This is a genomic window from Micromonospora sp. NPDC048909, assembly GCF_040649635.1.
Classification (GTDB): Bacteria; Actinomycetota; Actinomycetes; order Mycobacteriales; family Micromonosporaceae; genus Micromonospora.
The window spans coordinates 511,751-533,609 of the sequence record NZ_JBEZFU010000002.1 but is presented as its reverse complement, the minus strand read 5'-3'; the positions used below and the strand labels follow the sequence as shown (position 1 = coordinate 533,609).

At 75.1% G+C, this 21,859-nt stretch carries 15 protein-coding genes; 5 read left to right on the top strand and 10 right to left on the bottom strand.

Going from position 1 to position 21,859, the window contains the following annotated elements; translation table 11 throughout:
• Position 1 precedes the first annotated feature (1 nt).
• Entirely contained in the window at positions 2-583 is a 582-nt protein-coding gene (locus AB0C04_RS08645; protein WP_357050373.1) for a helix-turn-helix domain-containing protein, read from the bottom strand.
• Positions 584-755: 172 nt separating this feature from the next.
• On the opposite strand from AB0C04_RS08645, the gene AB0C04_RS08640 reads away from it, so the two are divergent.
• Together AB0C04_RS08640 and AB0C04_RS08635 are read left to right on the top strand one after the other, a co-directional pair.
• Positions 756-905: a hypothetical protein gene (locus AB0C04_RS08640; protein WP_357050370.1), complete on the top strand. Its 150-nt coding sequence runs from the start codon at positions 756-758 to the stop codon at positions 903-905.
• Between the two features lie 49 nt (positions 906-954).
• The gene (locus tag AB0C04_RS08635; RefSeq protein ID WP_357050367.1) at positions 955-2,409 is read left to right on the top strand and encodes an MFS transporter; all 1,455 of its coding nucleotides are present in this window, start codon (positions 955-957) and stop codon (positions 2,407-2,409) included.
• A 72-nt stretch (positions 2,410-2,481) separates the two neighbouring features.
• Here the strand turns inward: AB0C04_RS08635 and AB0C04_RS08630 are convergent, their stop codons facing one another.
• Both AB0C04_RS08630 and AB0C04_RS08625 read right to left on the bottom strand, forming a co-directional pair.
• Positions 2,482-3,402: a hypothetical protein gene (locus AB0C04_RS08630; protein ID WP_357050364.1), complete on the bottom strand. Its 921-nt coding sequence runs from the start codon at positions 3,400-3,402 to the stop codon at positions 2,482-2,484.
• 3 nt (positions 3,403-3,405) lie between these two features.
• A complete protein-coding gene (locus AB0C04_RS08625; protein ID WP_357050361.1) occupies positions 3,406-6,120 on the bottom strand; it encodes an FtsK/SpoIIIE domain-containing protein in 2,715 nt (904 codons plus the stop codon).
• A gap of 265 nt (positions 6,121-6,385) precedes the next feature.
• Here AB0C04_RS08625 and AB0C04_RS08620 point away from each other — a divergent pair, with 265 nt between their 5' ends.
• Positions 6,386-7,924, top strand: coding sequence for a M1 family metallopeptidase (locus tag AB0C04_RS08620; protein WP_357050358.1), 1,539 nt, complete (start codon positions 6,386-6,388; stop codon positions 7,922-7,924).
• A gap of 131 nt (positions 7,925-8,055) precedes the next feature.
• Here AB0C04_RS08620 and AB0C04_RS08615 read toward each other — a convergent pair whose 3' ends face one another.
• The 4 genes from AB0C04_RS08615 to gltB all read right to left on the bottom strand — a co-directional run bounded on the left by AB0C04_RS08615 (position 8,056) and on the right by gltB (position 16,804).
• Positions 8,056-8,592, bottom strand: a complete 537-nt coding sequence (locus tag AB0C04_RS08615; protein WP_357050355.1) for a hypothetical protein — start codon at positions 8,590-8,592, stop codon at positions 8,056-8,058.
• Positions 8,593-8,800: 208 nt separating this feature from the next.
• Positions 8,801-10,282 carry an MFS transporter gene (locus AB0C04_RS08610; RefSeq protein WP_357050352.1) on the bottom strand — a complete coding sequence of 494 codons (1,482 nt, stop codon included), beginning with the start codon at positions 10,280-10,282 and terminating at the stop codon, positions 8,801-8,803.
• Positions 10,283-10,584: 302 nt separating this feature from the next.
• Positions 10,585-12,099, bottom strand: coding sequence for a glutamate synthase subunit beta (locus AB0C04_RS08605; protein WP_357050349.1), 1,515 nt, complete (start codon positions 12,097-12,099; stop codon positions 10,585-10,587).
• Positions 12,092-16,804, bottom strand: a complete 4,713-nt coding sequence (gene gltB / locus AB0C04_RS08600) for a glutamate synthase large subunit (protein ID WP_357050346.1) — start codon at positions 16,802-16,804, stop codon at positions 12,092-12,094. The genes AB0C04_RS08605 and gltB overlap by 8 nt, the downstream gene beginning before the upstream one ends.
• A gap of 155 nt (positions 16,805-16,959) precedes the next feature.
• On the opposite strand from gltB, the gene AB0C04_RS08595 reads away from it, so the two are divergent.
• Positions 16,960-17,796 carry a GNAT family N-acetyltransferase gene (locus tag AB0C04_RS08595; protein WP_357050795.1) on the top strand — a complete coding sequence of 279 codons (837 nt, stop codon included), beginning with the start codon at positions 16,960-16,962 and terminating at the stop codon, positions 17,794-17,796.
• A 107-nt stretch (positions 17,797-17,903) separates the two neighbouring features.
• On the opposite strand, the gene AB0C04_RS08590 is transcribed toward AB0C04_RS08595, so the two are convergent.
• Positions 17,904-19,091, bottom strand: coding sequence for an NAD(P)/FAD-dependent oxidoreductase (locus tag AB0C04_RS08590; protein ID WP_357050342.1), 1,188 nt, complete (start codon positions 19,089-19,091; stop codon positions 17,904-17,906).
• A gap of 15 nt (positions 19,092-19,106) precedes the next feature.
• A complete protein-coding gene (lgt, locus tag AB0C04_RS08585; protein ID WP_357050339.1) occupies positions 19,107-20,330 on the bottom strand; it encodes a prolipoprotein diacylglyceryl transferase in 1,224 nt (407 codons plus the stop codon).
• 103 nt (positions 20,331-20,433) lie between these two features.
• On the opposite strand from lgt, the gene AB0C04_RS08580 reads away from it, so the two are divergent.
• The gene (locus AB0C04_RS08580; RefSeq protein ID WP_357050336.1) at positions 20,434-20,955 is read left to right on the top strand and encodes an NUDIX hydrolase; all 522 of its coding nucleotides are present in this window, start codon (positions 20,434-20,436) and stop codon (positions 20,953-20,955) included.
• A gap of 100 nt (positions 20,956-21,055) precedes the next feature.
• On the opposite strand, the gene trpA is transcribed toward AB0C04_RS08580, so the two are convergent.
• Positions 21,056-21,859, bottom strand: coding sequence for a tryptophan synthase subunit alpha (gene trpA / locus AB0C04_RS08575; protein ID WP_357050332.1), 804 nt, complete (start codon positions 21,857-21,859; stop codon positions 21,056-21,058).

Sequence of the window (21,859 nt, the reverse complement as noted above, 5' to 3'; positions counted from 1 at the left end):
GTCAGCGCGGCGCGGTCGGGTTGCGCACGCCGTCGAGGGCGATCGCCAGCACCCGGTCGCGCTGGCCCGGCTCCATGAACTGGTAGGCGGTGATGCCGCTGATCAACCGCACCACGTCGTCGAAGCTGGCGTCCGGCCGGGCCACCCCGGCTTCCTGGGCGCGGCGCAGCATCGGCTCACCCGCCGCGTAGATCTCGGTGCGGCAGCTGCGGAACACCTCGGAGTCGTGCACCAGCTCCTCGGCGAGCGCCCGCTTGGTGCCGACGTACGCGACGAAGCGGTTCAGCCAGGCGACGAGGGCGTCCCACGGGGGCAGCCCGGCCAGGTCGGCGGCGGACCGGCTGAGCGCCCGGACCTCCTCGACGTAGACCGCCTCGAAGAGCTCACGCCGACTCGGGAAGTTCCGGTAGAGGGTGCCGATGCCGACCCCGGCCCGCCGGGCGACCTCCTCCAGCGAGGCGCCCGCTCCGTTGGCGGCGAAGACCTCCCGGGCGGCGGCGATCAGCGCGTCGTAGTTCCGCCGGGCGTCGGCCCGCTTGGGACGCCGCGCGAAGACCTCGCCCACCTGCTCGGCGCTGCTCATGACGCGGGTCACCCCTCTTCGGTTGCAACCGGAGGCAACCCTCCGCTAGCTTAGTGGAGGCACCCCTCCAGAACTGACCGGAGCCGTGCCTCCGGATAGCTTACTCCGGGATCCGCAGCCAGTCCCCTCCGGCGGGACCGGCCAACCCGACACTCGGACCAAGGAGCCCGCCATGTCCGAAATCCGGCCCACCACCGGCAGCTCCCACCGCCTTCGCCGCCAGATCGTCCAGGCCGCGCCCATCCGGGCCGCCGCCGGATCCGGGCGAGCGGACACCCCAGCCTTCGCCTCCCTCCCGACCGAGGAGCGGCCGGGCGCCTGACGCCCCACCGCCCCCGTCCTTTCCGTACGCGAAATTGGAGTTCCCTTCCGTGACAGAGACCACCCGACGCAGCTCGCGCCGGCTGACCTTCCTCGTCCTCGCGGCCGGCGCCGGCTTCTTCGCGATGCTCCAGTCGCTGATCACCCCGGTGCTGCCCACCATCCAGCACGACCTGCACACCGATCAGAACACCGTGACCTGGGTGCTGACCGCGTACCTGCTCTCCGCGTCGATCTTCACGCCGATCCTCGGCCGGGTCGGCGACATGATCGGCAAGGAACGGATGCTGGTCGTCTCCCTCGCCGCGCTGGCCCTCGGCTGCCTGCTGGCCGCCATCGCACCCTCCATCGGAGTGCTGATCATCGCCCGGGTCATCCAGGGCATCGGCGGCGCCGTCTTCCCGCTCTCCTTCGGGATCATCCGGGACGAGTTCCCCGCCGCGCGGGTCAGCTCGGCCGTCGGTGCGATCTCGGCGATCGTCGCCGCCGGCGGCGGCCTGGGCGTCGTGCTGGCCGGTCCGATCGTGGCCGTGCTCGGCTACCGCTGGCTGTTCTGGATCCCGATGGTCGTCGTCGGGCTGACCGCCCTCGCGGCGCACCTGTTCGTGCCGCAGTCGCCGGTGCGCACCCCGGGCCGGATCAACTGGGCGGCCACCCTGCTGCTCTCCGGCTGGCTGGTCGCGCTGCTGCTGCCGATCAGCAAGGGCGCGGCCTGGGGTTGGACCTCCGGCCGGGTACTCGGCCTGCTGGCGCTCGCCGGCGTGCTGCTGGTCGGCTGGCTGGTCGCCGAGGTCCGCTCGGCGAACCCGCTGATCGACATGCGGATGATGCGCCTTCCCGGTGTGTGGACCACGAACCTGGTCGCCCTGCTCTACGGCGCGTCGATGTTCTCCGTCTACGCCTTCCTGCCGCAGTTCGTGCAGACCCCGACCAGCGCCGGCTACGGCTTCGGCGCGAGCGTCAGCCAGGCCGGTCTGCTCATGCTGCCGATGCTGGTCGCGATGTTCGTCGCCGGCATCGCCGCCGGGCGGCTGGAGTCGCGGTTCAGCGCCAAGGCGCAGCTCGCCACCGGCGCCGCGTTCAACGTGGCCGCCTCGGCGATGCTGGCCCTCGCGCACGACTCCCGCTGGGAGGTCGGAGTCGCCGGTGGCCTGGTGGGCCTCGGTATCGGGCTGGCCTTCGCCTCGATGGCCAACCTGATCGTGGGCAACGTGCCCGCCAGCCAGACCGGCGTGGCGACCGGCATGAACGCCAACATCCGCACCATCGGTGGCGCGATCGGCGCCGCGGTGGTCAGCGGCGTGATCACCGCCCACCCGCAGGCCAGCGGCCTGCCCCGGGAGGCCGGCTTCACCACGGGCTTCCTGCTGCTCACCGCCATCGCCCTGGCCGCCGCGGTGGCCGCCCTGGCCGTGCCCTCCGGCCGGCGGCCCGGCGGCCGGCGCGCCAGGCCCACGCCGGTCACCCCGACCGCGGACGACCTGGTCCCGGCCGCCGCAAGCTGAGCACAGCAGTCACCGGACGCCCCGGAGCGCACCACGCGCCCCGGGGCGTCGGCGGCGCACACCGTCGACGAGTCAGCGCAGCGCGCGAAACAACAGCAGGTAGGCGCAGTAGGCGGCCGGGACCAGCAGGAAGCAGAGCAGGAACCCGAGCGGCAGGTAGCGGGGCGGGGTGCCGGCGACCATGGCCGGACGCCCCCACCGGCCGAGCACCAGGTATCCGGCGAAGAACGCCAGCGCGGGCAGCCCGGCGCAGATCCACGCGCCGAGGGTGAACCCGTCGACCAGGCCGATCCCGGAAGCGAGCACCAGGACCAGCATGAGCACCCCGGCGGCGGCCCCGCACCCGGCGTAGACGGCGACCGCCCGGGCCAGCGGTGACCAGGTGGGCAGCAGCGTCGGCCGCTGGGCCAGCAGCTCCGCCTGCTGCCCGTGCCGGTCGGCCTCGTCGGCGTACCGCCGGGCCAGCTCCAGCTCCACCGCCGGATCAGGCGTCCCGGCCCGCGGCGCCGGTATCCCGGCCGCCGTCGCGCCCGCCGCCGCGGGCAGCGCCAGCCGCGTCTCCTCCGCCACCGGGATGTACGCCCCGGCCACCGGCCGCCCGGGCGCGGCGACGGCGCCACCGGAATCCGCCGCGTCCGGCGCCGGGGAGCCGGGCGGGGCGGCTGCACCGGCATCCACCGCTTCCGGTGTCGGGGGGCCGGGCGGGGCGCTCGCCTCTGCGTCGGCCCGCTGCGCCCCGGCCGGCTGACCGGGTGGGCCAGGCGGCGGGGCGGGCGGGGCGCCGGTGGGCGGACCCGGCGGTGGGGGTGACACGCCGATCGCCCGGCCGAGCTGGTCGAGGCGCTGCCCCTGGGCGGTGAGCCGGTGGTGCAGGGAGTCGGCCGTCGCGTGCAGGTTGCGCCGGCGCTCGGTCTCCGCGGCGGCGTCCCGCTCGCCGGCCCGACGGTGCTCGGCGAGCTGTCGGGCCAGCGCCGCGTACTCCTCGAAGGTCACGGCTCAGCCCTCCCCGGCCAGCTCGTCGGCGTCCCGGGCGAACGGCACGATCAGCCGGGTGCGCTGGTCGTGCCGGTCGACCAGCAGCGCCCGGTCCGGCCGGGGGGTGTAGGCGAGGTCGTGCACGCCGAGGTGCAGCCCCAGCTCGCTGCCGGGCACGTTCAGCGCGACCAGGCAGGCCATGTCGTCGCGGTTCTGGGTGCCGCCGAGGTCGTCGGCGAGCCGGCGCAGCCCGCGCCACCAGCCGAGCAGGTGCACCCCGTGGCCCGGGCCGTTGCGCAGCAGGCTGCGCAGGTCGTCCAGGCCGGAGCGGAAGGTCTGCGGGTCGGGGGCGCCGAGCACGGTCGACGCGGCGTCCATGCCGAACCCGACGAGGAAGACCCGGCTGGCCGGCGCGGCGGCGGACGCGGCGGCCACCGGCTCGGTCGCCGGCGACTCGCCGCTCCCGGTCGGGCCGACGGCCACCGAAACCGAGCTCGCGCCGGCACCGTCCTGCAGGGACCCGGCGCTCGCGCCGGGGCCGGCGGGCGGGAACCCCGCGCTCGGGTCCGCCTCGGCGGCCGGCGGGCGGGGCCGAGCGCTCAGCTCGGCCAGGGCGGCGATCTGCTCGCGCACGCCGGCCGCGTCGAGTCGTCGCACCCAGTGCCCGGCGGCGGCGAGCACGGCGGCGGTCTCGTCGGCCACCGGATCGGCCGCGGCGACCAGCGGGGCGAGCAGGAACCGGCACTCCCCCGGAGCGTGCTGCCGGGCCAGGCTCAGCGTCGCGGCGCGCAACACGTCCGCGCCGGCGGCCGAGGTGCCGACCACGGCCAGGTGCCGGCCCGGGGTCGTGTCCATGATGAACAGCGCGGTGCTGCCGTGCACGTCGACCGTCCGGCCGACCAGGGCCAGCGGCCGCCGCCCGCCCGGCCGCAGCCCGCCGAAGGTGGGGTCGTCCTCCAGCCGCGCCGCCTCGTAGCCCTTGAAGACCGCGGGCGGGCGCGCGCCGGCCGGGCGGGCCTGCCACAGCTCGTGGCGCAGCCGGGTCAGCTCGTCAGTGGCGGCGTGCGCGTCGGGGAACCGGACGACGGTGTCGGCGCCGACCGCGCCGGCGGCGGTGTTGACGACGGCCGAGCCGATCGGCAGCGCCGCCGCCGCGTCGTTGACCTGGCCGAGCACCCCGCCGCCGCCGGGCAGGGCGACCCGCAGCGCGAACTGCCCGAAGATCGCCTCGGCGCGGCCGTAGAGCGCCTCGATGCCGGTCATGCTCTGGCTGGCCAGCACCAGGTGCATGCCGTACGAGCGACCCTTGCGGGCCAGCTCCTCCAGCAGGTCGACCGACTCGCGGGCCAGCGCGTCGTTGCCGGCGAGCAGCACGTGGAACTCGTCGATCACCGCCACGACCCGCGGCACCGCGACGTCGCGGGGCAGGTCGGCGAGCTTGGTGACGCCGTGCCGCTTGAGCGTGGTGGCTCGCCGGTGCAGCTCGCGGCGCAGCTCGCGGAGGACCGCGACGCCGTACTCGCGGTCGGACTCGATGCCGACCGCCCGGGCGTGCGGCAGCCAGGACGGGTCGCGCCCGGTCGGCACGAACTCGGTGAAGCTGACCCCCTCCTTGAAGTCGAGCAGGTAGAGCTGGAGCTCGGCCGGGGAGTAGCGGGCGGCCAGCCCGTAGAGCACGTCGAGGAGGAAGACTGTCTTACCGGCGCCGGTGCGCCCGCCGACCAGCCAGTGCGGGGTCGCGTCGTCGAAGGCGACGGTCACCGGCGCGCGGTCGGCCCGGCCGACCACGGTACGCAGGCCGTTGCTCGCCGATTCGGCCCACCGCCGCTCGGGCAGCAGCTCGGCGAAGCCCAGCTCGTCGCCGCGGCGCACGGCGGCGCCGAGGTGCTCGGCGAGCGCCCGGGTCGAGGAGGCCGGCGGGTCACCGTCGAGCAGCACCTGGGCGGCGAGGCCGCTGCCGTCGGCGCTGAACGGGACTCCGGGCGGGTCACCGACGTACGCGTACCGCTCGGTCAGCCGGACCGCGGTGCTGGCGCCCATCGACGGCGATGTGTCGCCGGGCGGCCCGGTTGGGCGGCCGGCGACCAGGACGCAGACCGCGGCGGCCGGGCCGGCGTGGCTGAGCGCGGCGAGCCGGGCCAACTCCCGCGGCGGCGGGGTGGTCGCGGCGACCACCAGCAGCAGCGGCCCGGCGGCGCCGTGCTGGGCCGCCCGGGCGTGCCGCTCGGCGGCGTCGAGCAGGGCGGCGACCTCGGCCTCGGTGGTTGCCGGCGTCTCGAGCACGCCGGCGTCCAGCAGCGGGCGCAGCGGCCCGAAGGTGGCGCCGAGCGCGGCGGTGTCGATGCCGACGACCCGGACCTCGCCCGCGGGCGCGGTGGCGAGCAGCCGGAGCACCAGCGCCCGCAGCAGCCCGGCGACCCGGGGATCGCGGGCGTCGGCGTCGACCGTCAGGTGGTGGCCGCCGCCGAGCGGCACCAGCACCGGGAACGTTCCGTCCGGGGTGGACGCCTCGCCGATCCGCACCGGGACGGGCGCGCCGGTGAGCCCGGTGGCGCCGGGCGCCGGGGTGGCGAGCGCGCCACCGACCTCGGCGAGCCGGGCGACCAGGGCACCGCCACCGAGCGCGGTGGCCGGCGCGGTTGCCGCGCCCGGCGCGCCACGGGCGGCGTCGAGGTGCGCCCGGGCAGCCCGGTGCGCGGTGACCGCCTGCCGGTACGCCGACGCGAGCCTGCCCACTGTCCGCCTCCCCCGCCGCGGCCGTCCGGTCCGCGGAAACCCTAACGGACTCCGGTGACCACGGGACAGCACCGACGGCACGCGTCGCGGGGGCCGGCGGTCCACGGACGACGGTGCTCGACACGGGTCACCCGCGGCGGCGAGCGGCGGCCGTCGGCATCGGGGTGGGCGGATGGAATCGTCTGGCCCGCGCGCCGGGGCGGACATGTTCACCGGCGTCGATTAGGTTGACGGGGCGAACACCCCGATGGAGGGAGTCCACCTCGTGCGACGAGTTCTCCGGGCGGCCATCGCCGTCCTGACCCTCACCGGCGCCGGCACTGTCGCCACCGGCGCGCCCGGCCACGCCGCCCTACCGGGCTGGGGCCGGCCCACGGTCACCACTGCCGCACCGCAACCCGGCAGCCCGGGACTGGGCGACAGCTACTTCCCCGACTACGGCAACGGCGGCTACGACGTCGAGCACTACGACGTCCGCCTGCGCTACGACCCCGGCGCCGACCGGCTCAGCGGCACCACCACGATCCTGGCCCGGGCCACCCAGGACCTCTCCCGGTTCAACCTCGACTTCCTGCTCGACGTCGAGTCGGTCCGGGTCAACGGCTGGGCCGCCAGCACCGCCACCGAGGGCGCCCACGAGCTGGTGGTCACCCCCACCCGCGCCATCACCGCCGGCCAGCAGCTCACCATCGTGGTGCGCTACGCGGGCGTGCCGTCGGAGACCCTGGTCAACGGCTACACCGGCTGGACCCGCACCGACGACGGCGCGCTGGCGGTCAACGAGCCGGAGTCGGCGTGGTGGTGGTTCCCCAGCAACGACCACCCGCTGGACAAGGCCACCTACGACATCTCGGTCTCGGTGCCCACCGGGGTCGAGGTGATCAGCAACGGCGTGCAGCCCCGGCCGCCGCTGGCCGAGGCCGGCAACCGCACCCGGTGGATCTGGCGGACCACCTCCCCCACCGCCACCTACCTCGCCTTCCTGGCGATCGGCCAGTACGACATCGTCACCGACACCGCACCCAACGGCCAGCCGGTGGTGAACGCGTACAGCACCACGCTGGGCGAGCTGGCGCCGGCCGCCCGGGCCAGCATCGAGCGGACCGCCGAGGTCGTCGAGTGGGCGAGCGGGATCTTCGGCGAGTACCCGTTCGAGGCGCAGGGCGGCGTCGCCGGGCCGGTCGACGGGATCAGCTTCGCGCTGGAGACGCAGACCCGGCCGGTGTACGGACCGGGCTTCTGGCGCCGCGGCGCCAATACCTCGGTAGTGGTGCACGAACTGGCCCACCAGTGGTTCGGCGACTCGGTCTCGGTCAACGGCTGGCAGGACATCTGGCTCAACGAGGGCTTCGCCTCGTACGCCGAGTGGCTCTGGTCCGAGGAGCAGGGTGAGGGCACCGCGCAGGAGCTGTTCGACTTCACCTACGCCAGCTACCCGGCGGACTCCGAGTTCTGGCAGGTGCCGCCGGGCGACCCGGGCCCGGGACGGATCTTCGACGACGCGGTCTACGACCGGGGCGCGATGGCGCTGCACCAGCTCCGGCTGGCCGTCGGCGACGACGCGTTCTTCGAGATCCTGCCCACCTGGACGGCCGAGCACCGCTACGGCAACGGCACGATCGCGCAGTTCCAGGCGCTCGCCGAGCGGATCTCCGGACTGGACCTGACCGACCTCTTCACCACCTGGCTGTTCACCGCCGGGCGCCCGGACGTGACCGGCTCGGCGGCCCGCAAGGCGTCGCCGCCGGTGGAGCCGAAGTCCTGGGCCAAGATCCGGGAGGCACACCAGCTCCTGGCGCGCTGACCGCGGCACGGCCCGCCACCGGTGGCGGGCCGTCGGCGGCACCTCCGCGATGAGCGAGATGCCGGAGCGGAACGATTGTTCCGCTCCGGCATCTCGCTTCCTCGTCCACATTGCCGCCGATGGGCGGGCGGTCAGCGGGCGTCGGCGGGCACCTCGGCGACCGGCCGGGCCGGCTGCCAGCCACCCTGCGCCGCCTCGATCCGGCGGATGTGCCGGTAGGCGAACCAGAGCGGCGGGAAGGCCCCGACGGCGAACGAGAGGTCGACAAGCGTCCAGAACCAGGGGATGTCCCGGATCGGCCCGCAGATCAGCGCCAGCGGCACGATCCCGGCGCAGGCGATCATCCCGAGCTGGACGACCCAGACGTTGCGCACCGGGTCGCGCAGCGGCCCCCAGAACGCCACCGCCAGCACCAGGTGGGCGAAGGCGAGCCAGTCGGTGCCGTACAGCATGAACGGGTGGCGGTCCCCGGTCTCCACAAGTCCGGTGTGGACCCGCTCGATCCAGGCGACCAGGGCCGGCAACCGGTCGGCGACCGGGTCGAGCGCGCGCAGCAACCAGCGGACCTCGATCTCCAGCGGGAACGCGGTCACCCCGCTGAGAAAGAGCCCCACCACCACGACCGCCAGCCACCACCGGACCCGCCGGACCCGCTCCTCGGTGCTCATGGGCCGAGCCTAACGATGATCTTCGTAGCCTTCCGCCCCGCAGGACGACGACCGGGCGTGACCGCTGTCTCAACAGGACGACGGTGGGGCGGGGCAGGTAACCCGGCGCAGCCGGCCAGGCACACCAGCCGGGGGCCCGCCGTCGGCCCCGCGGGTCAGGTCGCCTGGGCGCAGCCGGCGGCGTGTGCGCCGGCGAGCGCGGGGCGGGTCAGGTCGCCTGGGCGCAGCCGGCGGCGTGTGCGCCGGCGAGCGCGGGGCGGGCCAGCCGCGGTCGCCGGCGACCCAGAGGTGGTGCGCAGACCGGACAGGCCCGCGCCGGCCGGGGTGGGCCGGCCGGTCCGGCCGGCACCAGCCGCGGCGTCACCGGGCGACGGTCCCCGGCGGCAACGCCGACCGGCCGGACGATCCGGGCCGCGGCGAGCGCGGCCTGCCGCACCGGACGCGACACGGTCGGCACGGCCAGCGCCAGAGTGAGCCGGCGGCCGCGCCGGCGGTCGAACGCCACCCCCGCCGCCATGGTGGCGATCGCCGCCACGGTGCCCGCCAGGACCAGCGTCTGCCGAGGTCCGGCGTGTTCGGAGAGCCAGCCGAGCAGCGGCGCGCCGACCGCAGCGGAGATCGAGCCGGTCACCGCCAGCGCGGCGAGCACCCGGCCCCGCATCGCGCCGTCGGTGTCGAGCTGGGCGCGGGTGCCGACGGTGGTGTCGATGATGACGGCCGCGGCGGCGATCGGCAGGATCACCGCGGCGAAGCTCCAGACGCCCGGCGCGATGCCGGCGACGATCTGCAACGCGCTGGCCAGCAGACCCGCCCCGACCAGCGTGCGGTAACCCAGGTCGCGACGCCGGGCCGCGACGAGCGCGCCCAGCACCGTGCCGACGGCGAAGACGGTGGACAGCACGCCGTAGCCGGACGCGCCGGCGGCAAGCGGCCCGTCGCTCATCGCCGCCATCGTCACCTGGTAGTTGCGGCCCAGGCTCCCCAGCACGAAGGACAGGGCGAGCGCCAGCAGCACCACCGGCTGGCGGCGCAGGTAGTCGAATCCGGCCCGGATACCGTTGGCCGTCACGCCGCCTGCCGCCGCCAGCTGGTGCGGGTGCGTCTCCTGCTGTCGTACGGCGAACAGGGCCGCCACCACCGCGACGAAGCTGGCCGCGTTGATCCCGAAGAGCAGCGCGGGCCCGACCAGCGCGACCACGACGGCGCCGGCGCTCATGCCGAGAATGCGACCGGCGGAGTTGGTCAGCGAGCCGAGCGCCAGCGCGTTACCGAGCGTCTCCCGGTCCACCAGGGTCGCGATCCAGCGCCCCATCACCGGGCCCTCGATCGCCGACACGGCCCCGGTGGCCAGCGAGATCGCGTAGATCAGCGGAAGGCCGCCGAACCCGGTCACCGCGGCGGCAGCCAGCCCGGCGGCGAGTGCCGCGTGGACCGCCTGGGCGGCGATCAGCAGCGGGCGGGCGGAGAGCCGGTCGGCCAGTGCGCCGCCCCAGACGCTGAGCAGCAGCGTGGGCACCGCCTGGAGCAGCACGGTGACGCCCATGGAGGTCGCCGAGCCGGTCTGCTTCAGCACGTACCAGTTGACCCCGAGGACCTGCATCCAGGTCCCGATGACGGAGACGAACCCGGCCAGCGCCCAGATCCGGTAGTTCCGGTGGCGCAGCGCGGCGAACGTGGCACCTGCGGCCACGGCGATCCTCCCGTAGGAACGGCGACATGACGATGACGCCGAACGTGGTGGGATCGGCAGCGCACAAGTCTGGCCACTGCCGGCCCGCCCTGCCGCTGTTCGTGACCGGTCTCACCGGCCCGGAGCGGCGGGTTGACGCAGGTCACGCCGCATCCCGGCCGGGCCGCCACCGGACGGCGCAGGACCGGACGATCCGCCGGTACCGGACGGCGACGACACCGCGGCGGAGCCATGCGGACAACGGCCGCCGGCCCCGGGAAGGCATCCCGGAAACGACGGCCGTCGGCCGCGGGTGGCTCGGGTCAGCGCGCGGCGAGCGGCTGCGCGGCCGAGCCGACCGGCGCCGGCAACGCGCCGCCGGCGCCGAGGTAGGTGTGGATGGCGGCGGCCGCCGCCCGCCCCTCGGCGATCGCCCAGACGATCAGCGAGGCGCCCCGGTGCATGTCTCCGGCGACGAAGACGCCTTCGCTGCTCTGCCAGTCCGGCCCGGCGTCCACCGCACCGCGGGCATTGCGGACCACCCCGAACTGCGCCAGCAGCGGCTGCTCCTCGGTGCCCTCGAAACCGATCGCCAGCAGCACCAGGTCGGCCGGCAGCTCCCGCTCGCTGCCGGGCAGCACCGTGACCGTCCGCCGGCCGTCCCGCTTCTCCACGGTCACCTCGGCGATCCGGACAGCCCGCACCTGGCCGGTGCCGTCGTCGACGAACTCCTGCACCGCCACCGCGAAGACCCGCTCGCCGCCCTCCTCGTGGGCGGGGTAGCTGCGCAGGATCCACGGCCAGGTCGGCCACGGGTCGCGCTCCTCGTCACGAGCCTGCGGCGGCCTCGGGTAGAGGTCGAGCTGGTGCACCCCGGCCGCGCCCTGACGGTGCGCGACACCGAGGCAGTCCGCCGCGGTGTCGCCGCCGCCGATGATCACCACGTGCTTGCCCGCCGCGTCGATCGGCGTGCCGTCGGGCAGCACCGCCAGCGCCGGTCGACCCTCGCCCGCCGCCGCGACCACCCGGTTGGCCGCGACCAGGTGCGCCATCGCCTGGTGCACGCCGCGCAGCTGCCGGCCCGGGGTCTCCGGGGTGTCCCGGCCGGCCAGCGCGCCGCAGGCCAGCAGCACGGCGTCGTGCCGGGCCCGCAGCTGCTCGGCGGTGACGTCGACGCCGACGTCGACCCCGGTGCGGAACTCGACCCCCTCGGCCGCGAGCTGGGCGAGCCGCCGGTCGACGTGCTGCTTCTCCAGCTTGAAGTCGGGAATGCCGTAGCGGAGCAGCCCGCCGATCGCGTCGTCCCGCTCGTACACCGTCACCGCGTGCCCGGCGCGGACCAGCTGCTGGGCGGCGGCGAGGCCGGCGGGCCCGGAGCCGACCACGGCGACCGAGCGACCGGTGGGCGCCGGCACCGGCACCGGCCGCAGGCCGCCCCGGGCGACGGCGGCGTCCGCGATCTCCACCTCGACCTGCTTGATGGTGACCGGCTCACCCCCGGCGATGCCGAGCACGCAGGCGGCCTCGCACGGCGCCGGGCAGAGCCGCCCGGTGAACTCGGGGAAGTTGTTGGTCGCGTGCAGCGACTCCATCGCCGCGTCCCAGTTGCCGGTCCGGACCAGGTCGTTCCAGTCCGGGATCCGGTTGCCCAGCGGGCAGCCGGCGGTGTCGCTGTGGCAGAACGGGATGCCGCAGTCCATGCAGCGGGTGGCCTGCTCGCGGATCAGCTCCTCGCCGGCCGGCGGGTACACCTCCCGCCAGTCGCTGATCCGCACCGGCACCGGCCGGCGGGCCGGCATCCGCCGCGGATAGCGCAGGAAACCGTTCGGGTCAGGCACGAGCCACCTCCTGGGCGGCCACCCGCGGGGCGGGCGGCAGAGACGACGCGGAGGGCTGCGGCTGCGACGATGAAGCGGCTGACGCCGCTAGTGCGCTCATCACCGCGTCGTCGACGTCACGGCCGGCGGCTTCGGCGGCCCGCATGATCTCCATAACCCGGCGGTAGTCCCGGGGCACCACCGCGGTGAACTCCTCCACCGCCTCCGGCCAGCGCTTGAGCAGCTCCTCGGCGACCGCCGAATCGGTCTCCGCCAGGTGCCGCTGCACGAGTTCGTGCAGCACCGCCTGCTCCTCCTCGCGCAGCGGCGCCAGGTCGACCAGCTCGGTGTTGACCCGAGCCCGGTCGAGCCGGTGGACGAAGGCGGTACCGCCCGACATGCCGGCGGCGAAGTTGCGCCCGGTCGGGCCGAGCACCACCACCGTCCCGCCGGTCATGTACTCGCAGCCGTGGTCGCCGACGCCCTCGACGACGGCCACCGCGCCGGAGTTGCGCACCGCGAAGCGCTCACCGACCCGCCCGCGCAGGAACACCTCACCGGCCGTGGCGCCGTAGAGGATGGTGTTGCCGGCGACGATCTGGTCCTCGGCCCGCTCCCCGGTGGCGGCGTCCGGGTCGACGAACGGCGCCGCCGGATCCGGTCGGACGATGACCCGGCCGCCGGAGAGCCCCTTGCCCACGTAGTCGTTGGCGTCACCGTGCAGTCGCAGGGTCACCCCGCGGGGCAGGAACGCACCGAAGGACTGCCCGGCGGTGCCGCGCAGGGCGAACTCGATCGTGTCGGTGGGCAGCCCGGCCCCGCCGTGACGGCGGGTCACCTCGCCGCCGAGCATCGCGCCGACGCTGCGGTGGTCGTTGCGGATGTCCACCTCGACCCGGACCGGGGTGCCGTCGCGCAGGGCCGGCCCGGCGAGGGCGATCAGCTCGTTGTCCAACGCGCGGTCCAGCCCGTGGTCCTGGGCCCGGATGCCGCGCCGGGCCGCGTCCGGCGGCAGCTCCGGCAGGTGTAGCACGGGCGACAGGTCCAGGCCGTGCGCCTTCCAGTGCGCCACCGCCGGTACGACGTCGAGCAGCTCGGTGCGCCCGATCGCCTCCTCGATCGACCGGAAGCCCAGCTCAGCCAGGTAGCCGCGGACCTCCTCGGCGAGGAAGAGGAAGAAGTTCTCCACGAACTCGGGCGTACCGGTGAACCGCTCCCGCAGCACCGGGTTCTGGGTGGCGATACCGACCGGGCAGGTGTCCAGGTGGCAGACCCGCATCATCACGCAGCCGGCGACGATCAGCGGCGTGGTGGCGAAGCCGAACTCCTCGGCGCCGAGCAGCGCCGCGACCAGCACGTCCCGGCCGGTCTTGAGCTGGCCGTCGACCTGCACGGTCACCCGGTCGCGGAGCTTGTTCAGCAGCAGCGTCTGCTGCGCCTCGGCCAGCCCCAGCTCCCAGGGGGTGCCGGCGTGCTTGAGCGAGTTGAGCGGGGACGCGCCGGTGCCGCCGTCGTGGCCGGAGATCAGGATGACGTCCGCCTTGAGCTTCGCCACTCCCGCAGCGACGGTGCCGACGCCGACCTCGCTGACCAGCTTGACGTGCACCCGGGCGGCCGGGTTGACGCACTTCAGGTCGTGCACCAGCTGGGCGAGGTCCTCGATGGAGTAGATGTCGTGGTGCGGCGGCGGGGAGATCAGGCCGACGCCCGGGGTGGCGTGCCGGGTCCGGGCGATCCAGGGCCAGACCTTGTTGCCCGGCAGCTGCCCGCCCTCACCGGGCTTGGCGCCCTGGGCCATCTTGATCTGGAGATCGTCCGCGTTGACCAGGTATTCGCTGGTCACCCCGAACCGCCCGCTGGCGATCTGCTTCACCGCCGAGCGTCGGGCCGGGTCGTAGAGCCGCTCGACGTCCTCGCCGCCCTCGCCGGTGTTGGACTTGCCGCCGAGACGGTTCATCGCGATCGCGAGCGTCTCGTGCGCCTCGGCGGAGATCGACCCGTACGACATGGCGCCGGTGGCGAACCGCTTGACGATCTCGGTGGCCGGCTCCACCTCGTCGAGCGGCACCGGCGGGCGCACGCCGGTGCGCAGGGTGAACAGGCCGCGCAGCGAGCCGGTCCGCGCGGCCAGCTCGTCCACCTTGGCGGTGTACCGCTGGAAGATCTCGTACTGGCGGGTGCGGGTGGCGTGCTGGAGCAGGAAGACCGTCTCCGGGTTGAACAGGTGCAGCTCGCCCTCGCGGCGCCACTGGTACTCGCCGCCGACCTCCAGCCGGTCGGAGGCCGGGGTCCCGGCGGGCGGCCAGGCCAGGGCGTGTCGGGCGGCGACCTCGGCGTGGATGCCGGCCAGACCGATCCCGCCGATCTTGCTGGGGGTGCCCCGGAAGTAGCGCTGCACCAGGCGGGCCTCCAGCCCGACCGCCTCGAAGACCTGGGCGCCGCAGTACGACGACACCGTCGAGATGCCCATCTTGGACATGATCTTCAGGACGCCCTTGCCGAGCGCCTTGACGTAGTTGCGCACCGCGGCGGCCGGGTCGGTGCCGACCAGCGCGCCAGTGGAGATCATGTCCTCCACCGACTCGAAGGCCAGGTACGGGTTGACCGCCGCCGCGCCGTAGCCGATCAGCACCGCCGCGTGGTGCACCTCGCGGCAGTCGCCGGACTCGACGATCAGCGCCACCTGGGTACGGGTCTGCTCGCGGACCAGGTGCTGGTGCACCGCCGCGGTGAGCAGCAGCGACGGGATCGGGGCCAGGTCGGCGTTGGAGTCCCGGTCGGAGAGCACCAGGATCCGCACCCCGTCCTCGATCGCCTCGGAGACGTGCCGGCAGATCTCGGTGAGCCGGGCCTTGATCCCGGCGCCGCCGTCGCGGACCCGGTAGAGCCCGGAGACCCGGACCGCCTTGAAGCCGGGCAGGTCGCCGTCCTCGTCGATGGAAAGGATCTTGGCCAGCTCGTCGTTGTCGATCACCGGGTAGGGCAGCACGATCTGCCGGCAGCTCGCCGGGCCCGGGTCGAGCAGGTTGCCCTCCGGGCCGATGGTGGAGCTGAGGCTGGTCACCAGCTCCTCGCGGATGGCGTCCAGCGGCGGGTTGGTGACCTGCGCGAAGAGCTGGTGGAAGTAGTCGTAGAGCAGCCGCGGCCGGGTGGAGAGCGGGGCGATCGGGGTGTCCGTGCCCATCGAGCCGATCGGCTCGGCGCCGTTGCGGGCCATCGGCGCGAGCAGGATCTTCAGCTCCTCCTCGGTGTAGCCGAAGGTCTGCTGCCGGCGCCGGACCGAGTCGTGGGTGTAGACGATGTGCTCGCGGGCCGGCAGGTCGGTCAGCTCGATAAGCCCGGCGTGCAGCCAGTCCCCGTACGGCTGGGCGGCGGCCAGTTCGGCCTTGATCTCCTCGTCGTGCACGATCCGGCCGGCCACCGTGTCGACCAGGAACATCCGACCCGGCTGGAGCCGACCCTTGGCGACCACCCGGGCCGGGTCGAGGTCGAGCACGCCCGCCTCGCTGCCGAGCACCACGAGGCCGTCGTCGGTGCGCCACCAGCGCCCCGGGCGCAGCCCGTTGCGGTCGAGCACCGCGCCGACGATCTCGCCGTCGGTGAAGGCGACCGAGGCCGGGCCGTCCCACGGCTCCATCAGGCTGGCGTGGAAGCGGTAGAAGGAGCGCTTGTCCGGGCGCATGCCCGGGTCGTTCTCCCACGCCTCGGGGATCATCATCAGCACCGCGTGCGGCAGGCTCCGCCCGGCCAGGTGCAGCAGCTCCAGCACCTCGTCGAAGTTGGCCGAGTCGGAGGCGCCGGGCGTGCAGACCGGGAAGATCCGCCGGATGTTGCCGGGCAGGCCCGGGGTGCGCAGCAGCGCCTCGCGGGCCTGCATCCAGTTCCGGTTGCCGCGGATCGTGTTGATCTCACCGTTGTGGGCGATGAACCGGTACGGGTGCGCCAGCGGCCAGGACGGGAACGTGTTGGTGGAGAACCGGGAGTGCACCAGCGCGATCGCGCTCTGCACCCGCTCGTCGGTCAGGTCGGGATAGAACTCCGGCAGCTGGTCGGGGGTGAGCATCCCCTTCCAGACCATCGTCCGCGCCGACAGCGACGGGAAGTACGCCGGCGCGCCGCGCTCGGCGCTCTCCCGCTCGGCCTGCTTGCGCACGCAGAACGCCACCCGGTCCAGCTCGAGGCCGTCCAGCGCCGAGCCGGCCGGCCCGGCGGGCGAGTCGGTCAGCCGGTGGGCGGCGAGGAACAGCTGCCGGATCCGCGGCAGGGCGGCCAGCGCCGTCTCGCCCAGCCCGCTCGGGTCGACCGGCACGTCCCGCCAGCCGAGCAGCTCGGCCCCCTCGACCAGGGCGTACTTCTCCACCACCCGGCGGGCGAGGGCCTCGGCGTCGTCGTCGTCCGGGAGGAAGACCAGACCGGTGGCGTACTCGCCGGCGGGCGGCAGCGGGAAGTCCACCACCGCGCGCAGGAAGGCGTCCGGCACCTGGATCATGATGCCCGCGCCGTCGCCGGTGTTCGGTTCCGCGCCACGGGCGCCCCGGTGGTCCAGCCGACAGAGCGCGCCGAGACCGTTCTCGACGACCGCGTGCGAGCGGCGGCCGTACAGGTCCGCCACGAAGGCCACGCCGCACGCGTCGTGCTCCTGAGCGGGGTCGTAGAGCCCGGCCGCGGGCGCGCCGAGGGTCGGGGCCGACTGCGGCTGGTGCGGGTACGGGTACGGAAAGGCCACCGGGCCTCCTGTCGTCACTCAGGTTGGATCAAGGTCGGGACGACGTCGGCCCTCGTGGGTCTATTGAGTCTACGTTAGGGCGGGGGCCGCAAGGCCAGTCCAGATTGATCACACCTTCCAGAGTCTGGGACGTGTAGTCTCGCGCGGTGGATCCCCTGCACAAGGACCTCTTCGACCGTTTGGAACGCTTCTACGACGCGGTGCCCCGCGATGCGGCGCGGGTGGAGGAGTACGGCGGACTGGTGCTCTTCGTCCGCGACGGCGGCGGTTTCCCGTTCTACGCCCGGCCCCGGCGGGACGCGACCGAACCCCCCTCGCTGGCCGACGTCAACGCCGCCCGGGAGCGTCAGCGGGAGCTGGGCCTGCCCGAGGCCTTCGAGTGGGTGCACGAGACGACCCCCGAGCTGCTGCCGGTGGCCCGCTCGGCCGGGCTCGCCGTGCTGGAGGCCCCGCTGATGGTGCTCGACCCGGCGACGCTGCCCGACCCGGCGACGCTCAGCGACGTACCGGTGCGGGTGCTGGACCCGGACTCGCCGGACTTCGCCGCGGATGTGGCGGCCCGCCGGGCGGTCGCCGCGGTGGCGTTCGCCGCGGCCGGCACCGCCCCGGGCGACGCCGGTCCGGCGCAGCGGGACGCGGCCATGACCGAGCTGGAGCTCGCCGCGCTCGACGAGGAACGCGCCCGGATCGCGGACGGCCGGCGCCTGTCGGTGGTGGCCGCCACGGCGGCGGACGGGGCGCTGGCCAGCGGGATGGCGATGCGGGTCGGCGACGTCGCCGAGATCGCCGGGGTGGGCACGCTGCCCACCGCCCGCCGCCGAGGGCTGGGCGCGGCGGTCACCGCGACACTGGCCCGTGAGCTGCACGACGCCGGCACCGAGCTGATCTTCCTCTCCGCCGGCAGCGAGGAGATCGCCCGGGTCTACCTGCGGGTCGGCTTCCGCCGGATCGGCACCGCCTGCATCGCCGAACCCGCCGCCCTCATCCCCTGACCGGGACCGTGACGCCGTCGATCATGGCGTTGTGGTGCCCGGACCGGGGTGAACCGCGCCGTTCGTCCACCACCACGACTGCATGATCGACCCGAGCAGCGGCGGTGTCAGGCCGGCGGGCGCCACTGGGCGGCGGAGGCGGCGGCGGTGTTGAGGAGGCGGGGAGTCAGGGTGCCGAGCGCGGCGTCCCGGGCCCGCAGCGCCAGCCGGCCCCGGGTCTGCAGCACCGCCGACATCCGGCGGGTCTGCCGGACCACGCTCGCCGCCCGAGGGCGGCGCACCCGGTCGTACGCCTGCACCGCGTCAGGCAACCGGGACTCGCGCAGCAGCACGGCGAGGGTGGCCGCGTCCTCGAAGGCGAGGCAGGCGCCCTGACCCAGGTGCGGCGGCATGGCGTGCGCCGCGTCGCCGAGCAGCACCACGCCACCCGGGCCGACCGGGAAGCCGTATGCGCGGGGCAACGGGCGCAGCTCGCGCACCTCCTGCTGGACCAGGTCGGCCGGGTCGGTGGCGTCGAGCAGGTCGCCGATCGGCCCCGGCCAGCCGGCGTACCAGCGGCGGAGCAGGGCGAGCTGGGTCTCCGGCGGCTCCGGGCGGGGTGCACCGGCCGCGGTGGCCACCCAGTAGATGCCGCCCCGGCTGGAGCCGCCCGACGAGCCGCGCTCGCCCAGCGAGGCGGAGACGAAGCGGTAACCGGCGCCCAGCACCTCGCCGCCGATCGGCTGGTCGGCGGGCAGCCGGGGCGCCCGGTACCAGGGGATCACCGCGCGCCACGCGGCGGAGCCGGAGCTGACGACGGTGGCCTCGGGCGCGAGCCGGCGGCGGACCTCGCTGTCCGTCCCGTCGGCGGCGACCACCAGGTCGGCCTCGATGATCTGCCGACCGTCGCCGACCGCCGGCCGCTCGCCCGGCTCGGCGCGGACGCTGCGCACCGTCACGCCGGTGCGCAGCTCCACCCGGTCGCCGAGCCCGGCGATCAGCGCGTCGTGCAGGTCCTCCCGGTGCACCACCACCGGCATCCGGTCGGCCGGGATGGGGCGCGGCTGCACCAGCCACTGGCCGTCGGGACGGCGTACCCCGGTGTCGGGCAGCGGGGTGGCGATCGCCTCCAGGCCGGCGCCGAGGCCGAGCGCCCGCAGCGCGCGCACCCCGTTGGGCCAGAGCACCACCGCGGTCGGCTCGGGGCGGACCCGGTCGGCCCGTTCGAGCAGGGTGACCCGCCAGCCGGAGCGGGCCAGCGCGCCGGCGACCGACAGGCCGCCGATCCCGGCGCCGACCACCACCGCGCTACGCATGGTGCCGCTCCCCCGTCAGCTGTCGCGCTCGGCCGGGCCGGAGCCGGTCGCGCCGGCCCGGTCGTCGTCGCGGGTCGGCTCGGTCTCGTCGACCGTCCGGTCCGGGTCGCCGGCGTCGGGCTCGGCGTCGGCCGCCGCGTCGGACCGCGCCGCGGGCACCGTCGCCTCGTCGGCGGGCGTGCCGTCGGCGCTCGGCGCGTCGGCCGCCGGATCGGCGGGCACCGCACCGGTCTCCTGGTAGGCCCGGAACTGCTCCTCGTCGACCACCCGGTAGCCCTCGGGCGCGGCCGGGCGGGACCCGGCCTCCCGGGCGGAGAGGTCGACCTGCGAGACGTCGGACCCGGCCGGCGTGGCCGGGACGGCCGGCGCGGCCGCGTCGAGCGGGATCAGGTACTCCCGCGGGCCGCGGACCCGCACGAAGTAGATCAGCGCGCCGAGGAAGACCAGCCCGGCGGTCCAGACGTTGAGGCGTACGCCGAGGATCGTGTTCGCCTCGTCGGTGCGCATCAGCTCGATCCAGAACCGGCCGGCGGTGTAGCCCATCACGTAGAGCGCGAACGCCCGCCCCCGGCCGAGCCGCAGCTTGCGGTCGAGGAAGAAGACCAGCGCGGCGACGCCGACGTTCCAGATCGCCTCGTAGGCGAAGGTCGGCTGGTAGAGACCGGGTTCGAGGATCGGCTGGCCGGCGTCGTCGCGCAGCGCGTGACCCGGATTGTCCGGGTCCATCCGGTGGATCTCCAGACCCCACGGCAGGGTGGTCCGGCCGCCGAAGAGCTCGTTGTTGAACCAGTTGCCGACCCGGCCGATCGCCTGGGCCAGCGGCAGACCCGGGGCCAGCGCGTCGGCGACCACCGCGAACGGGATGCCGAGCTGCCGGGCGGCGATCCAGGCGCCGATCGCGCCGCCGGCGACCGCGCCCCAGATGCCGAGCCCACCCTCCCAGATGGCGAACGCCTTCATCGGGTCGCCACCGGTGCCGAAGTATTTCTCCGGCGAGGTGATCACGTGGTAGATCCGGGCGCCGATGATGCCGGTCGGCACCGCCCACACCGCGATGTCCAGCACCGCGCCGGGTGCGACCCCGCGCCGCCGCAACCGGTACTCGGTGACCAGGCAGGCCACCACGATGCCGACGATGATGCACAGCGCGTACGCCCGGATCGGCACCGGTCCGAGCTGCCAGACGGCGGTGCTGGGGCTGGGCAGTGCCGCCTGGGGCGACAGCGAGGCGAGAGTCACGGATGCACACGCTACCGCTGAGGAGCCGTTCGGTGGCACCCCGGTCCACCGGTCGGACCGATCGCGGTGACTTCTGGTTTGCGCCACCGTAGGCTCTTTGTCCATGAGCACGCTCACCTGGGCGGTCGCTGCGGTCGTCACCGATCGGGCCGGTCGGGTGCTGCTCTGCCGCCAGGGTCGCGGCGAGCGGCGCTACGCGTTGCCCGGCGGGCGGCTGCGGCGGGCCGAGAGCCCGGTCGAGGCGGCGGTGCGCGACATCCGCGCCGAGACCGGCTACGACGTCGAGGTGATCGACCTGGTCGGGCTCTACCGGCTCACCGAGCCGGCACCCGAGGTGACGCCGCCCGGCCGGCCGGCCCTGCCGCCGGACGTCCTCGTACACGTCTTCCGGGCCCGGATCCGCGGCGACCGGCCGGCGGCCGAACCGCCCGGCGGGTGCCGGCTCTCCTGGCACGACCCGTCGGCGCTGCCGGCGGCGGTCACCCCGACCACCCGGGTGGCCATCGCCGATGCCACCGCCGGCCACTCCGGCGTGCTGGGCCGCTGCGGCCCGGCCCCGGCGCTCGACCCGGACCGGGCGGTGCCGGGCCCGCGCCCCGGGCGGGACACCTCCGCCCAGCGGTGACACCACGCGCGACGCGGGTCCGCCGGTTGGGCGGGCAGCTCCGAGGCCGACGTTGGCGGCGGAGGAGACGCGTCCGTGCGGCGCTGCCGCGCGGGCGGGCTCAGCGGGTGGGGTTGCGCACGCCCTCGGCGAGTTCGGCGCTGAGCGCGCGCAGGGCGGCCAGCCCGGCGGCCTCGTCCGGGGCGTCGAGCAGGCAGCGGACCAGGGCGCTGCCCACGATCACCCCGTCGGCGTAGCCGCCGACCGTGCCGGCCTGCGCGCCGGTGCCGACGCCGAGCCCGACGCCCACCGGCAGGTCGGTCACCTCCCGCACCCGGGAGACGAGCACCGGCGCCGCCGTGGAGGTCTGCGACCGGGCGCCGGTCACGCCCATGATCGCGGTGGCGTAGACGAAGCCCCGGCAGTGCTCGACGGTCATCGCCAGCCGCGCGTCGGTGGAGGACGGGGAGACCAGGAACGTCCGGTCCAGCCCGTACGCGTCCGAGGCGGCCAGCCACTCGCCGGCCTCCTCGGGGATGAGGTCCGGGGTGATCAGGCCGGTGCCGCCGGCGGCGTCGAGGTCACGGGCGAAGGCGTCGACGCCGTACCGCTCGACCGGGTTCCAGTAGGTCATGGTGACCACCGGCGCGCCGGTGGCCGCGACCGCCTCGATGATGCGCAGCGTGTCGGCGGTGCGCACCCCGCCGGCGAGCGCGATGTCGCTGGCCTTCTGGATCACCGGGCCGTCCATCACCGGATCGGAGTAGGGAATCTCCACCTCGATCACGTCGACCCCGGCCTCCACCATCGCGGTCATCGCCGCGATGCTGCCCTCGACGGTGGGGAAGCCGGCCGGCATGCAGCCGACCAGCAGGGCCCGGCCGTCCGCGCGGGCCTTGTCGAAGGCGACCCCGATCCGGCTCAT

What these genes read in the sequence shown, in the direction of transcription:
- trpA (WP_357050332.1), bottom strand. Translation starts at nt 21,859, where the DNA reads ATGAGCCGGATCGGGGTCGCCTTCGACAAGGCCCGCGCGGACGGCCGG.
- AB0C04_RS08645 (WP_357050373.1), bottom strand. Translation starts at nt 583, where the DNA reads ATGAGCAGCGCCGAGCAGGTGGGCGAGGTCTTCGCGCGGCGTCCCAAG.
- AB0C04_RS08590 (WP_357050342.1), bottom strand. Translation starts at nt 19,091, where the DNA reads ATGCGTAGCGCGGTGGTGGTCGGCGCCGGGATCGGCGGCCTGTCGGTC.
- AB0C04_RS08615 (WP_357050355.1), bottom strand. Translation starts at nt 8,592, where the DNA reads ATGAGCACCGAGGAGCGGGTCCGGCGGGTCCGGTGGTGGCTGGCGGTC.
- AB0C04_RS08640 (WP_357050370.1), top strand. Translation starts at nt 756, where the DNA reads ATGTCCGAAATCCGGCCCACCACCGGCAGCTCCCACCGCCTTCGCCGC.
- AB0C04_RS08580 (WP_357050336.1), top strand. Translation starts at nt 20,434, where the DNA reads ATGAGCACGCTCACCTGGGCGGTCGCTGCGGTCGTCACCGATCGGGCC.